We start from the raw sequence: 13792 nt of genomic DNA, 5'->3' as shown, positions 1-13792 counted from the left end.
TTTTTGGCGGCTGAGCCGGCTTACATCGTGTCGATGAAGCTGCGCAGTTTGTCTGAGCGGCTGGGGTGCTTGAGCTTGCGCAGCGCCTTGGCTTCGATCTGGCGGATGCGTTCGCGGGTCACGTCGAACTGCTTGCCCACTTCTTCCAGCGTGTGGTCGGTGGACATCTCGATGCCGAACCGCATGCGCAGCACTTTGGCTTCGCGAGGCGTGAGGCTGTCCAGGATGTCCTTGACCACGTCGCGCAGACCGGCTTGCAGGGCCGCGTCGATGGGCGCGGTGTGCGTGCTGTCTTCGATGAAGTCGCCCAAATGGCTGTCGTCGTCGTCACCGATTGGCGTTTCCATGGAGATCGGCTCTTTGGCGATCTTCATGATCTTGCGGATCTTGTCTTCAGGGATTTCCATCTTCTCGGCTAGGATGGAGGCATCGGGCTCGAAGCCAAATTCCTGCAAGTGCTGGCGCGAGATGCGGTTCATCTTGTTGATCGTCTCGATCATGTGCACCGGGATGCGGATCGTGCGGGCCTGGTCCGCGATCGAGCGGGTGATGGCCTGACGGATCCACCAGGTGGCGTAGGTCGAGAATTTGTAGCCACGGCGGTATTCGAACTTGTCCACGGCCTTCATCAAGCCAATGTTGCCTTCCTGGATCAAGTCGAGGAACTGCAGACCGCGGTTGGTGTACTTCTTGGCGATCGAGATCACCAGGCGCAAGTTGGCCTCGATCATCTCTTTCTTGGCATCGCGTGACGAGCGTTCACCGGCGTTCATGCGCTTGTTGATGTCTTTCAGCTCGTCAAGCGGCACCACCACCTGCGATTGCAGGTCCATCAGCTTTTGCTGCAGGTCTTGCACGGGCGGGATGTTGCGGCCCATGACGGCGCTCCAGCTCTTGCCCGCTGCGGCTTGCTTTTCGATCCACTTGAGGTTGAGCAATTGCGATTCGACACGCTTGCCGTTTTTGTCACGGCCGCTGAAGTCGGCGATGAACTGCTCTTGCGGGTAACCGCATTTGTCCACGATGATGCGGCGCAGTTCGCGCTCCTTTTTGCGCACGTCGTCCACCTGGCCGCGCACCATGTCGCACAGCTTTTCAATGGTCTTGGCGGTGAAGCGGATGGTCATCAGCTCTTCGGACAATGCGGTCTGCACTTTGACGTAGGCGGGCGTGCCCCAGCCTTCTTTGTCGTACACCTTGTGCACTTTTTCGAAGTATTCGGTGATGCGGTCAAAGCGTTCCAGGGCCTGGTTTTTCAGCTCTTCGAGCTTCTTGGTCAGGGCCTTGGAGCCACCTTTGCCATCGTCGTCATCGGCTTCGTCGAATTCGTCGAAGTCTTCTTCGGCCACATAGTCATCGGCTTCGTTCAGGTTGGCGAAACCGTCCACCACGGTGGAGATGACGACCTTGCCTTCACGGATTTCATTGGCCATGCGCAGGATTTCGGCGATGGTGGCAGGCGATGCGCTGATCGCGGCCATCATGTCCATCAAGCCACCTTCGATGCGCTTGGCAATTTCGATTTCGCCTTCGCGGGTCAGCAGTTCCACGGTGCCCATTTCACGCATGTACATGCGCACGGGGTCGGTGGTGCGGCCGAATTCGCTGTCCACGGTGGACAGTGCTGCTTCGGCGGCTTCTTCGGCTTCTTCTTCGGTCGAGCCCGTGGGGGCGTTGTCCGTGATGATCAGGCTTTCGGCGTCGGGCGTTTGCTCGTACACCGCCACACCCAGGTCGTTCAGGGTGGCAATCACCACTTCCAGAGTTTCGGCATCGACCAGTTTGTCGGGCAAGTGGTCGCTGATTTCGCCGTTGGTCAGGTAGCCACGGGTCTTGCCCAGCTTGATCAGGGCTTTCAGACGGTCGCGGCGCTGCTTCATTTCGGCTTCGGTCAGGACGGTTTCGTCCAGACCGAATTCCTTCATCAAGGCGCGTTCTTTCGCCTTGCTGATCTTCATGCGCAGGGGCTTGACCTTTTCAGCGGTCTCGGAGCCCGCTTCGACGACGGGTTCACCCTCAAGGTCGGCTTCGATGTCCAGATCGTCGTCTAGGCTCGGCTCGGCAATGCTGCCTTTTTTCTTGGGGCCGCGCTTGGCGCCGGTCACGGCTTTTTTGGCTGCGGGTTTTTTGTCTGCAGCCGGGGCAGCGGCTTTGGCTGCTTTGGCAGTTTTCTTCACTTCCACTTCGGCAACGGCCTCTTTGGCTTTGGCGGTGGTTTTTTTCTCGATCACTTCAGATTTCTTGGCGGGCACGGAGGCGGCTTTCTTCACAGGCTGGGCAGGAGTCGCCCGGGTTGCCGTTGCTTTGACCGCACTGGGGACTGCTTTGGCTGCTGGTTTTGCTGCCGGTTTGGCAGCCACCTTGGCCTTGCTCACCACGGGGGCGGGCTTCTTGGCGGGTGCTTTGGCAGTCACTTTGCTGCTTGCTTTGGGCTTGGCGACGGGCGCGGGGGCTTTTTTGGCAACGGCGGTTTTGGCAACGGTTTTGGATTTGGCAGGGGCCTGGGCAGGCTTCTTCGACTTTTGAGCAGGCATGAACACCTCAGAACATCAAAACAGACAAGGAAACGGACACAGTCAGCGCCAAATACATCCCGGCGCGGGCTTGTAGGACACAAATGAACACCCTATATGGGCGTCAAATTTGCAATGGCAAGATGGTGGGCGAACATTTGGAATGCAGTCCTTGCGGAACGGTGACCGGCCCGCATGGGGGCATCGCGCTGATGGCGGTGGTCTAGCCGGAGGTGCTGCTGTCGCTCTTGCTGAGAAAATGGATTATACCCAAAGATCAAGGCGATCCCTTGCCAAAAGGCCCAGAACGGGGCAGTTGTTAGCCCCGTTCTTCGTGCTGGTAGTCAGGCAAACGTGCGCCGCATTGGAAGCAATACTGCGCGTTCACCAGGTGGCCTTCACTCAGGCATTGGTGGCAAGTGCGGGTGGTGGGCTGGCCCTTGTGGCCCAGTCTGTGGCTGGTCATTTCAGCCGTCACGATGCCAGTGGGCACCGCCAGTGTGCCCCAGCCCAACAGCATCATGGCCGAGGAGATCAGCCGTCCCAAATCTGTTTTCGGGGTAATGTCGCCAAAGCCCACGGTGGTCATGGTGGTGATGGCCCAGTAAACCGAGGTGGGGATGCTGGTGAAGCCGTTGGCAGGGCCTTCGACCACGTACATGACGGTGCCCATGACCACCACCACCATGAGCACGGCCGACAAAAACACCAAAATTTTGCGGCGGCTGGAGATCAGGGCATTGGCCAGTGACTGGTATTCGCTGACGTAAGCTGCCAGTTTAAGCACGCGAAACACCCGCAAAAGCCGCAGCACCCGCACATCGATCAGGGCATACAGCTCCGGAAAGAACAGCGCCAGATACGTGGGTAAGACAGACACCAGATCCACCACGCCGAAAAAACTGGTGGCATAACGCCAGGGCTTGGGGCTGCAGACCAGCCGGGCCAGGTATTCCAGCGTGAACAAGACGGTGAACAGCCACTCTGCCGATGCGAAGGCAAAGCTGTACCGTTGGTGCAAGTGCGTCATGCTGTCGGCCATGACCACGCCGATGCTGCACAGGATCAGCGCAATCAGCAGCAAGTCAAAGCGTCGGCCAGCGGCGGTGTCTGCTTCAAAAATGACGGTGTACCAGCGCAAACGCCAGCCGGAAAGCGCGGACGCTGACGTTGCCGCTGACGGGGCAACTGGAGCGGGTGGTACAGGGCTCATCGGACGCGGGACACTTCAGCGGGCCGGGCGGATGGCGTTTTTGGGGCGAAAGGCCTTGCAGACTTCGTCGCGTGTTTCCATGTAGGGGCCACCTATCAGATCGACGCAATAGGGCACGGCCGCAAAAATGCCGTGCACCACGGCTTTGCCCTCGGCGTCTTTCAGGCCTTCCAGTGTTTCGGCAATCGACTTGGGCTGGCCCGGTAGGTTGATGATCAGGCTTTGGCCACGGATCACGGCCACCTGGCGCGACAAGATGGCGGTGGGCACAAACTTCAGGCTGATCTGGCGCATTTGCTCACCAAACCCTGGCATCTCCTTGTCGGCCACCGCCAGCGTGGCTTCAGGCGTCACGTCGCGCAGGCTCGGGCCTGTGCCGCCGGTGGTCAGCACCAGGCTGCAACCGGCATCGACCAGCGCGATCAGGGTCGCGCTGATGCGGTCTTTCTCGTCCGGGATCAGGCGGGGCTCAAAGGTGATGGGGTTGTGCAGGGCTTTCGTGAGCCACTCTTGCAGCGCAGGCAGGCCTTTGTCTTCGTAAACGCCGGTGCTGGCCCGGTCGCTGATGGATACGATGCCGATCTTGATCGGGTCAAACAAGGCTTCACTCATCTTCGGTCTCGTCGGGGGTTTCGTCGCTTGCGCCGTCGGTCAGAATGCTGCGCACCAGTTTGAACATCTCGCGGTAGGCCCGGCTTTGGCGCGGGGCCAGGCCTTGCGATACGGCCGCATTGGTCACCGGCACCGCGTCTTTGCGGGCCTGGCGCACCAAGGCACGCAGCTGCTGGATGTCGGTTTGCGGGTGGTGTTCGATCCATTCGCTCACGGCAGCATCGTCGGTGATCAGGCGGTCGCGCCAGGCCTCGGCCAGGTGCAGGGCTTGCGTGTCTTTGGCGCTGCCCAGGCGCTGAATGTCCAGCGCCTCGCGCACGGCTTGCAGGGTTTCGGGACTGAGCAAACGCATTTGCTTGCCGATGAACTGCATCTGGCGGCGTTTGCCTTCAAAGTTGGTGATGCGTTTGGCTTCGGCCAGGCCGTCCACCAGTTTGTCGGGCAGAGCCAGACCCTCCATGAGGTCTTTGCGCAGGGTCAACAAGGCTGTGCCGAGTTCTTGCAGTTCGGTGCTTTCGCGTTTGAGTTCGGTGCGGCTGGGGCCGTCGAGCCCACCTTTGAGCTCGCGCTTGTACTCCAGGTCGAGTTCGCTGCCTTCGGCAACAAATTGACCACGGACGAAATAGCCTTTTTTGGGTTTACGGGACATGACTGGGGGAACTCGTTCTCTGATGCAGCGCAGGGGCTGGGTGGCAAGTATCATAGCTGCCACTGCGAGCTGCGCGTTCGCCCTCTGCTGCGAGAACCATTCCGTGAAAAAAACCGCCTCTGCCAAAGCCCCTTCCTCACAACCGCACGACGGCTTCAGCTATTCGCGTGACCATTTTGAAGATCTGGTCGACATTGCCTTGAAGCATGCCAAAAAATTGGGTGCCACCAATGCCGGTGCCGAGGCCTCCGAAGGCTGTGGTCTGTCGGTCAGCGTGCGCAAGGGCGAGCTGGAAAACGTGGAGCGCAACCGCGACAAATCCCTGGGCGTGACGGTCTATGTGGACCACCGCCGTGGCAACGCCAGTACTTCGGATTTCTCCAAGGCTGCGATCGAGCGCACCGTGCAAGCCGCCTACGACATCGCCCGCTTTACGGCCGAAGACCCCACCGCCGGTTTGCCCGACGAGGCCGACATCGAAACGAAGCACCGCGATCTGGATTTGTTCCACCCCTGGTCGATCAACAGCGAAGAGGCCGCCCGTATTGCTTTGCAGTGTGAAGCCGCGGCCCTCAAAACCAGCCGCCGCATCACCAACAGCGATGGCGCGGCCGTGTCGGCCCAGCAAAGCCATTTTTTCAGTGCCCACACGCATGGCTTTCGCGGTGGCTATGCCAGCTCGCGCCACAGTGTGTCGGTGGCGCCGATCGCCAAGTTGCCTGGCCGCAACGCCGAAATGCAGCGCGATGCCTGGTACACCTCCATGCGTTCGGCTGACGAGCTGGCATCGCCCGAAGCGGTGGGCCGTTATGCCGCCGAGCGCGCCTTGTCGCGACTGGGGGCGCGCAAGATCGCCACGACCGAATGCCCGGTGCTGTTCGAATCGCCCGTGGCCGCTGGCTTGCTGGGTGGTTTTGTGCAGGCCGTGAGTGGAGGCGCGCTGTACCGCAAAAGCAGTTTCTTGCTCGACTCGCTGGGCAAGAAAGTTTTCCCCAAACACATCGACATCGATGAAGACCCGTTCCTGTTGCGTGGCAAAGGCAGCTCGCCCTTTGATGACGAAGGCGTGCGCTCGGCACCCCGCAAGGTGGTCAAGGGCGGGCGTGTGGAAGGCTACTTCCTGAGCAGCTATTCAGCCCGCAAGCTGGGCATGAAGACCACTGGCAATGCGGGTGGCTCGCACAACCTGACGCTGACTTCGCGTTTGACGCAGGCGGGTGACAACCTGGATGCCATGCTCCAAAAATTGGGCACAGGTCTGTTCGTGATCGAGTTGATGGGCCAGGGCGTGAACTACGTCACAGGCGATTATTCACGCGGGGCCAGCGGTTTTTGGGTCGAAAACGGCGAGATCGCCTACCCGGTGCACGAAATTACCATCGCAGGCAACCTCAAGGACATGTTCATGGGCATTGAGGCGATTGGCTCGGATGCCTACAACATGGGAGCCAAAACCACGGGCTCCATCTTGGTTAACCGCATGAAGCTGGCGGGCAGTTGAGGCTTGCAGCGCTGTGCAGGCTGAACTCCTTGCGGCGCTGGCCGCTTTGTCTTGGGCGGTGGGCAGTTTGTTTTCTGCCGCAGCGGCCAGCCAAATGGGCGCGTTCGCATTCACCCGCTGGCGTTTGTTTTTTGCGCTGACCTTGCTCTGGGCGTTGGCGCTGTTCACCGGGCAGTGGCGCAGTCTGAACAGCTCGAACGTCGCGTTGCTGGCGCTGTCGGGTTTCATTGGCATTTTCATCGGAGACACGGCCCTGTTTGCCTGCATGAACCGGCTGGGGCCTCGCCGCAGTGGGGTGCTGTTTGCCACCCATGCCATTTTTTCCACCTTTTTGGCTTGGGTGTTTCTGGGCGAAACCTTGTGGGGCTGGACCTTGCTGGGCGGCAGTTTGCTGGTCTCGGGTGTGATGGTGGCCATTGTATGGGGCCGTCGCGAGAGCGAAACCCACGCTTGGGAAAAGACACGGGGCACCTTGATGACCGGGGTGTTGCTGGGCTTGCTGGCTGCCGCGTGTCAGTCTGTTGCTACTTTGATGATCAAGCCCTTGATGACTTCAGGTGTCGATGCGGTGGCCGCGTCTGCGGTGCGCACATCGGCCAGTTTTCTGGCCCATTTGGTGCTGCTTTGGGTGGGCGCACAGGTGGCCCGGGTGCAAAACCCGTTGCACGTCAAAACCCTCTTGAACACCTGGGCCAGTGCCGCCGTGGCGATGGCTTTGGGCATGACCTTGATCTTGCAGGCCCTGAAAACCGGGCAAGTGAATCTGGTGGGGATTTTCTCGTCGCTCACCCCCATCTTGCTGCTGCCGCTGTTGTGGGGGGTTTACCGACGCAGCCCCGCTTGGGGGGCCTGGGGTGGTGCTGCCATGGCCGTCTTGGGTTCGGCCATGATCTTGGGGGCCTGATCCTCGATCAGACCTTGGGCGGTCAGCCTGCCAACGCGGCTTTGACCGCTGCCGACACTTGGCCCATGTCGGCTTTGCCGGCCAGTTTGGCTTTGACTGCGCCCATCACTTTGCCCATGTCCCCGGGGCCCACATTTCGACCCAGTTCTACGCCGAGTTCGGCCACGATGGCTTGAACGGCCGCCGTGACTTCTTCGGCCGACATGCGCTCGGGCAGATACGCCAGCAACACTCCCATTTCGGCCTTTTCCTTGTCGGCCAAGTCTTGGCGAGCAGCCTGTTCAAACGCGGCGATCGAGTCTTTGCGCTGCTTGATCAGCTTGTCCACGATGGCCACCACGGCCACATCGTCGAGCTCGATGCGCTCGTCGACTTCTTTTTGCTTCATGGCCGACAACAGCAAGCGGATGGTGCCCAGACGCTCGGCGTCTTTGGCCCGCATGGCTGTTTTCATGTCTTCGGTGATTTGTTCTTTCAGGCTCATGAGAGGCTCCTGGGGTGGTCAAAGTGGGGAGGCATAAACGACAAAGCCCGCCTGAGCGTCCTCCAGCGGGCTTATTTGCAGACCCTTGCGGGTCATACAAAGAAGAAGATCAATACATCTTCTTGGGCAATTGCATGCTGCGAACGCGCTTGTAGTGACGCTTGACGGCAGCCGACTTCTTGCGCTTGCGCTCGGTTGTTGGCTTTTCGTAGAACTCGCGGGCACGCAGGTCTGTCAGCAGGCCGAGTTTTTCGATGGTGCGCTTGAAGCGACGCAGGGCAACGTCAAACGGCTCGTTTTCTTTCACGCGGATGGTGGTCATTGAATCAATTTTCCAAAAAATGTGCCGGCTGCAGCAACAAGGGAGATCGGGCCCTTGAAACCCAGTTTCGGCGGTTCCCCGTCACGAACTAGTATTTGGCAGACGGGGGTTTGCCAGCAAAGCCTGAGATTATAGCGTCTGCACGACAAAGTCTTGCTGACTTTGCGTGTCCTAAAGCACATCTTTAGGGAAATGTTGAAACGGCCCAGCAGCCGGTCCATGCATCGTCGGGCCTCCAAGAGGGCGGAGTACCTAAAATGCAACACAAATGAAGCCCTTTTTCACCAATTTATCCAGCCGCTTGACTCGAACCCAACGCTTTGCCGCACTTGTTTGGGGTTTGATGGCCCCTTGGTGTTGGGGGCAGACGGCGCCTTCGGTGCCATCTGTTGCCCCATCGGTGGTGGTGGTTTTGGCGGGGGGTGGTGCCAAAGGCTTTGCACACTTGGCGGTGTTGCGTCAGTTGGAGCGAGACCGCATTCCCATTGCCCGCATTGTGGGCACCAGCATGGGGGCTGTCGTGGGTGGTTTGTATGCCAGCGGCATGTCCACCGACGACATTGAGCGCATGGTGGGGGGACTGGACCCGTCCAAGGTGGCGCTGGACCAGTTGAACCGCCTGGAGTTGCCCTCGCGCACCCGTGCATACCAACAAAAATACCCGGTCGAGCTGGAGTTCGGCATCAAGGATGGCGGCGTGAGCTTTGCCCGTGGGGTCAGCGACGGCCAGCGTTTTCTGGCCTTGCTGCAGGCCTTGACGGCGCATGTACCGCCGAATGTCCATTTCAATGACTTGAAGATTCCGTTTCGTGCTGTGGCCACCCGTTACCGTGACGGCGAAATGAAAGTTTTCGACCAAGGGGCCTTGCATCTGGCCATTCGCGCCAGCATGGCGGCACCCGCAGTTTTTGCACCGGTCGAGGTCGATGGGGAGACCTATGTGGACGGCGGCTTGGTTGCCAATTTGCCGATTGAGGTGGCATTGCGTGAAGGGGCCGATGTGATCGTTGCTTCTTTTTTGGGCGGCGGTGTCGACGAAGACAAGACGGAAGAAGCCAGCCACGCCCTGGTGGTGGCCAACCGGATGCTGGACATCCTGATTCGCCAAAACGAAAAACGCAACATGGCCCTTCTGCGACCCGGGGATGTGTTGGTTCAGCCCATGGTGCGCGACATCGGATTTGCCGATTTCAATCGCGCCACAGAAATTGTCCAGCGTGGCCAGCAGGCCGTTGTGCTTGTGCAAGACAGGCTGACGGCATTGGGTGCTGCATTTGCCACACAGTCTTTGCCAACAGCGACCCTGCGTCTGTCGTTTGACCAGCGCGAAAAACGCATCGTGGCCATCGAGGCGCAAGGCCAAAAAGATGTGCCGGAGACCTATATCCAGGCGATGCTTTCGCCCATGCTGGGGCAAGAGTTCTCGCCCCAGCAGGCCGAGCGCTACATGGATGAGCTTTACACCAGCGGGTACTTTGACCTGGTCAGTTACACACTGGAGCAGCAGCGGGGTGAGCGGTATAAACTGATTGTCAAGGTGCGTGAAAAGCCCTATAGCCCCCATTTCTTCAAGAGCACACTGGGTTTTTCTACCGAGGTCGATGGTGTCACGCAATTCACCATCGGCTTCGGTTACCGGCGCCCCTGGTTGACACCTTCCGGTCTGGAGTTCTCCTTGGATGCACGCATGGGGACTCAGTCTGAACTGGCTGCGCGCCTGTACCAACCCTTGTCGCGAGGGTGGAGTTTGGAAGCGGGGGCCTCATGGGACCGCAACTATTTGCCTTTGTACCGAAGTGCCATTTTCAGGGGCGAAGAGGGCAACCAGAAGCTGGCCTATTTCAACCAGACCGTGCAGAGTCTGGACGCACAGCTGGTCTATGACTTTGAACGCAAGGCCAACATCAAGATGGGGGTCACCTCCAGTGCGATCCGCAGAACTTTCGACACCACAACGGATTTAGAGGAAATATCGAACACCGATTTGGTCAAGTACAACGGCGTCAAGGCGCAGTTTCAGATCGACCAACTCGACTCCTTGAGCTTCCCGACTCGGGGGTACTTTCTGGGGGCCAGTCTGGAGCAAGGGGTTTCAGGCGCTATTTACAGCGGTGGACGCCTGACCGCCAAGTGGGCCCATTCGGTGGGGCCTCATATTTTCAATTTGGGTTTCAATCTGGCGCAGGATCGCGTCATGCTCGATTGCGATAAGTGCCGTTCTCCCAGCCAGTTGATTTTGGGTGGTTTTCAGAACATGGGGGCTTACCGCATGGGCCAATTGTCTGGAGACCAATTGGCGCATTTGCAAACCACCTACATGTACCGTCTGAACGACGGCGGACTGTTCAACCAGAAAACCTATGTGGGCACGGTCCTCGAAGCCGGGGACGCTTGGTACAAGGGCGATGCCATGCGCTGGCGCTACAGCGGCACGCTCTTTGTGGCGGTGGACAGCAAAATCGGTGACATCTACTTGGGTGCCGCCAGAGGCACAGGCAATGCCTACAACCTGTTTTTGCAGTTGGGTCGGCGCTTCAGCTTTTGACCGTGGCGGGCAAAGACTGCGCGCAAGCATGCGCACTGGCCCAAGCCCACTGGAAGTTGTAGCCGCCCAGCCAACCGGTCACATCGATCACCTCACCAATGAAGTACAGCCCCTGCTGCTTGGACTCCATGGTCTGCGAAGATACATCGCGCGTGTCCACCCCGCCCAGCGTCACCTCGGCTTTTTTGTAGCCCTCGCTGCCGGTGGGGGTGAGCGTCCAGTTGGACAGCGCTTCGGCCAGCTTGTTCAAGGCCTTGTCGGGTACTTCGGCTGAGGTGCGTTGCAAAGCCGGGTCCTGGCTGACCCAGGCTTCGGCCAGGCGGCTGGGCACCAGCGTGGCCAATTCGTTGCCCAGCAGTTTTTTGGAGCGCAACTTGGCGTCTTGCAAGCGCTCGGGCAGGTTCACCTCGGGGGCGAGGTTCAGGCGGATGGGCGTGCCTTCTTGCCAGTAGCTCGAGATTTGCAGCACGCCCGGGCCTGACAGGCCCCGGTGGGTGAAGAGCAGGTCTTCGTCAAAGTGCATGCGGTTTTTCTTTTCGCCGGTCTCGATGCCCACGGGCAAAGCCAGACCGGCCAGTTGGGCATAAGGCGCCCAGGCGGCGCCGTCAAAAGTCAGGGGCACCAGGCCGGGGCGGCGTTCCACCAGACGCAGGCCAAATTGCGCAGCCACCTCGTAACCCCAGCCTGTGGCCCCGATCTTGGGAATCGACAAGCCGCCAGTGGCCACCACCAGCGAGGTGGTTTGCACAGGGCCTTTGTCGGTCTCCAGGACGTAGTGCGTGGTTTGAGGGTCTTGTGTGTGGTGCTGCACAGACTTCACGCCACAGCCGGACCACAGCGTCACGCCCCCGGCTTCACACTCGGCCAGCAGCATGCGGATGATGTCTTCGGCCGAGTGGTCGCAAAACAGCTGACCCTTGTGCTTTTCATGGAAAGCGATGCCGTGCTTTTGCACCAGGTCGATGAAGTCCTGCGGTGTGTAGCGCGACAGGGCCGAGCGGCAAAAATGCGGATTCTGGCTGATGAAGTGCTTTTGCGGGGCCGATGCGTCGAGCAAGCGGTTGGTGAAATTGCAGCGCCCACCACCCGAGATGCGGATTTTTTCGGCAATCTTGTCGCTGTGGTCGATCACCAGCACTTTCAGCCCGCGCTGGCCCGCCACACCGGCACAAAACAAACCGGCAGCCCCGGCACCCACGATCACGACATCCCATGTATTCATGGGTCAGGAGTGTAAGGGGAGGGGCTTAATGTAGGAGCTTGCCCTGCAAGCGATTTCCTGCAGATCACCTGCGCTCATCGCCAGCAGGCTGGCTCCTACGGGGTCAGGCAACCCGTTGCGCTACAAGGTGCTGCTGTTGCGCTTGCCACGCCCGTGCACCTTGCACCACATCGCCCACCACGATGATGCTCGGGCTTTGCAGCTGTTCACGCTGCACGGTGTCCACCAGTTGGCCCAGCGTGGTCAAGGCTTCTCGTTGCTCGGGCAGACTGGCGCGTTGCACGATGGCCACCGGCGTGTGGGCGGGCAGGCCTTGCATCAAGCCCTGGCTGATGTGCTCCAGGCTGCTCACGCCCATGTAAATCACCAGCGTCAGTTTGGCTTGGCATGCGGTGGTGGCCAGCTGCGCCCAGTTGGTGCCGCTGTCGCCGGGTTTGGCGTGGCCCGTCACAAACACCACGCCGTGTGCATGTTCACGGTGGGTCAAAGGGGCACCCAGGCTGGACAGGCCGGCCAACCCCGAAGTGATGCCATTGACCACCTGCACATCAATGCCTGCGGCACGCAAGTGTTCGACTTCTTCACCGCCCCGGCCAAAGATGAACGGATCGCCGCCCTTGAGGCGCACCACATGCTCGCCGTCTTGCACGGCGGTGATCATCAGCTTGTCGATGAAAGCCTGCGGCGTGCTCTTGCAGCCGCCGCGCTTGCCCACATGCACGATGCGGGCGGTGGGCGAGGCGTGGGCCAGCACCGCGTCATTGACCAAGTCGTCCACCATCAGCACGGTGGCGCTGGCAATCGCTTTGACGGCTTTGAGGGTCAGCAGCTCCGGGTCGCCCGGGCCTGCACCGACCAGGGTGCAGCGGCCTTGAAGGGGTGTGTTCATGCTTTCACCTCGCGCAGGATGTGTTGGACTTGCAGTGCAATCGGCTCGGGCACCGGCAGCAGGTTTTGCAAAACGTGTTCGATGTAGACCGCTGTGGCGGCTGCGTCGGTGCCAGGCAGCTCGGGCATTTTGGCGAGTGAGCCTTCCTGCTGTTCCTGCACGCGCAGGGTCTGGCTGTTCCTGAAAACATCCATGGCCGGTGTGCGCCGTGCATCGGCCACGGGCTCGCCTTCGGTGCCCCGCAGCAGCAAGGCGTGTTGGCCGGTCAGGGCGAAGGTGGCCGACATGGACAGCAGGTATTCGGGATGCGTGTAGCTGCTCACCACCAGGGCAGGGCCATCGCAGGGGGTCATGAGCTTGACCAGGCTGTGGCCCGGGTTGCGCAGGCCCACCACACGGCGCACGGCCAGCAGACGCTCCAGCCCAGTGTGCAGCACGCCTGTGGGCATGAACACCACTTCACCGGCTTTCACCTGGGGTGAGGGGCCAGAAGCGGCAATGCCCAGATTGGCCAAGACGGTCTGGCTGCTCACGCGCTTGTCTTCGGTGGCGCTGCCGTGCACCACCACCGCCACGCTTTTACGCGCCAGCAGCAGGGCCAGCAGGGGTGTGAGCACCGGCAGTTTGCGTGCACCGTTGTAGCTTGGCAGTACCACCGTGGGCACTTGGCCCGTGTGGACCTTGCTCAGGCGCGCATGCGTGGCGTCCAGAAAACCGGCCATCTCCTCGGGCGTTTCGCCCTTGATGCGCATGGCGATGCAAAACGCGCCCAGTTCCAGGTCGTTGATCTGTTGGTCGAGCACCTGGCCCATCAGGTCGGCGGCTTGCTCGCGGCCGAGCGCACGCGCGCCGTCCTTGCCGCGTCCGATGTCTTTGATGTAGTGACCGATGCCCATGCGCGTGATTGTGAAGGAAGTCAGATAACTGTTTGTTATATG

At 60.1% G+C, this 13792-nt stretch carries 13 protein-coding genes; 4 read left to right on the top strand and 9 right to left on the bottom strand.

Annotation, left to right across the window (positions count from 1 at the left end; all coding sequences use genetic code 11):
• Positions 1 to 20 precede the first annotated feature (20 nt).
• Positions 21 to 2534, bottom strand: coding sequence for an RNA polymerase sigma factor RpoD (rpoD, locus tag ACZ5VE_RS09525; protein WP_464454947.1), 2514 nt, complete (start codon positions 2532 to 2534; stop codon positions 21 to 23).
• 83 nt (positions 2535 to 2617) lie between these two features.
• Between rpoD and ACZ5VE_RS09520 the strand changes: the two genes are divergently transcribed.
• Entirely contained in the window at positions 2618 to 2740 is a 123-nt protein-coding gene (locus tag ACZ5VE_RS09520; RefSeq protein WP_464454946.1) for a hypothetical protein, read from the top strand.
• A 92-nt stretch (positions 2741 to 2832) separates the two neighbouring features.
• Here the strand turns inward: ACZ5VE_RS09520 and ACZ5VE_RS09515 are convergent, their stop codons facing one another.
• From ACZ5VE_RS09515 to yjgA, 3 genes are read right to left on the bottom strand one after another with little or no spacing between them, the layout of a single operon-like run.
• The gene (locus ACZ5VE_RS09515) at positions 2833 to 3726 is read right to left on the bottom strand and encodes an ion transporter (RefSeq protein WP_464454945.1); all 894 of its coding nucleotides are present in this window, start codon (positions 3724 to 3726) and stop codon (positions 2833 to 2835) included.
• 15 nt (positions 3727 to 3741) lie between these two features.
• A complete protein-coding gene (mog, locus tag ACZ5VE_RS09510) occupies positions 3742 to 4338 on the bottom strand; it encodes a molybdopterin adenylyltransferase (RefSeq protein WP_464454944.1) in 597 nt (198 codons plus the stop codon).
• Positions 4331 to 4987: a ribosome biogenesis factor YjgA gene (gene yjgA / locus ACZ5VE_RS09505; RefSeq protein ID WP_464454943.1), complete on the bottom strand. Its 657-nt coding sequence runs from the start codon at positions 4985 to 4987 to the stop codon at positions 4331 to 4333. The genes mog and yjgA overlap by 8 nt, the downstream gene beginning before the upstream one ends.
• A 22-nt stretch (positions 4988 to 5009) precedes the next feature.
• On the opposite strand from yjgA, the gene pmbA reads away from it, so the two are divergent.
• Together pmbA and ACZ5VE_RS09495 are read left to right on the top strand one after the other, a co-directional pair.
• The gene (gene pmbA, locus ACZ5VE_RS09500) at positions 5010 to 6488 is read left to right on the top strand and encodes a metalloprotease PmbA (protein ID WP_464457467.1); all 1479 of its coding nucleotides are present in this window, start codon (positions 5010 to 5012) and stop codon (positions 6486 to 6488) included.
• A 13-nt stretch (positions 6489 to 6501) separates the two neighbouring features.
• Positions 6502 to 7392 (top strand): DMT family transporter, encoded by an 891-nt coding sequence (locus ACZ5VE_RS09495; RefSeq protein WP_464454942.1) that lies wholly within the window; start codon positions 6502 to 6504, stop codon positions 7390 to 7392.
• A gap of 22 nt (positions 7393 to 7414) precedes the next feature.
• On the opposite strand, the gene ACZ5VE_RS09490 is transcribed toward ACZ5VE_RS09495, so the two are convergent.
• A complete protein-coding gene (locus ACZ5VE_RS09490; RefSeq protein ID WP_464454941.1) occupies positions 7415 to 7876 on the bottom strand; it encodes a GatB/YqeY domain-containing protein in 462 nt (153 codons plus the stop codon).
• Between the two features lie 109 nt (positions 7877 to 7985).
• On the bottom strand, positions 7986 to 8198 hold the full coding sequence (gene rpsU / locus ACZ5VE_RS09485) for a 30S ribosomal protein S21 (protein ID WP_019428257.1): 213 nt from the start codon (positions 8196 to 8198) through the stop codon (positions 7986 to 7988).
• Positions 8199 to 8466: 268 nt separating this feature from the next.
• Between rpsU and ACZ5VE_RS09480 the strand changes: the two genes are divergently transcribed.
• Complete coding sequence (locus tag ACZ5VE_RS09480) at positions 8467 to 10743, top strand: patatin-like phospholipase family protein (protein WP_464454940.1); 2277 nt, start codon at positions 8467 to 8469, stop codon at positions 10741 to 10743.
• Here the strand turns inward: ACZ5VE_RS09480 and ACZ5VE_RS09475 are convergent.
• The 3 genes from ACZ5VE_RS09475 to ybiB all read right to left on the bottom strand — a co-directional run bounded on the left by ACZ5VE_RS09475 (position 10733) and on the right by ybiB (position 13750).
• A complete protein-coding gene (locus ACZ5VE_RS09475) occupies positions 10733 to 11965 on the bottom strand; it encodes a BaiN/RdsA family NAD(P)/FAD-dependent oxidoreductase (protein ID WP_464454939.1) in 1233 nt (410 codons plus the stop codon). The two genes, ACZ5VE_RS09480 and ACZ5VE_RS09475, sit on opposite strands and share 11 nt — an antisense overlap.
• A gap of 103 nt (positions 11966 to 12068) precedes the next feature.
• Positions 12069 to 12854 carry a uroporphyrinogen-III C-methyltransferase gene (gene cobA / locus ACZ5VE_RS09470; RefSeq protein ID WP_464454938.1) on the bottom strand — a complete coding sequence of 262 codons (786 nt, stop codon included), beginning with the start codon at positions 12852 to 12854 and terminating at the stop codon, positions 12069 to 12071.
• Positions 12851 to 13750 carry a DNA-binding protein YbiB gene (gene ybiB / locus ACZ5VE_RS09465; RefSeq protein WP_464454937.1) on the bottom strand — a complete coding sequence of 300 codons (900 nt, stop codon included), beginning with the start codon at positions 13748 to 13750 and terminating at the stop codon, positions 12851 to 12853. The genes cobA and ybiB overlap by 4 nt, the downstream gene beginning before the upstream one ends.
• Between the last annotated feature and the right edge of the window lie 42 nt (positions 13751 to 13792).

Source organism: Limnohabitans sp. INBF003, from assembly GCF_055396645.1.
This window is presented reverse-complemented; position numbering and strand designations above follow the sequence as displayed.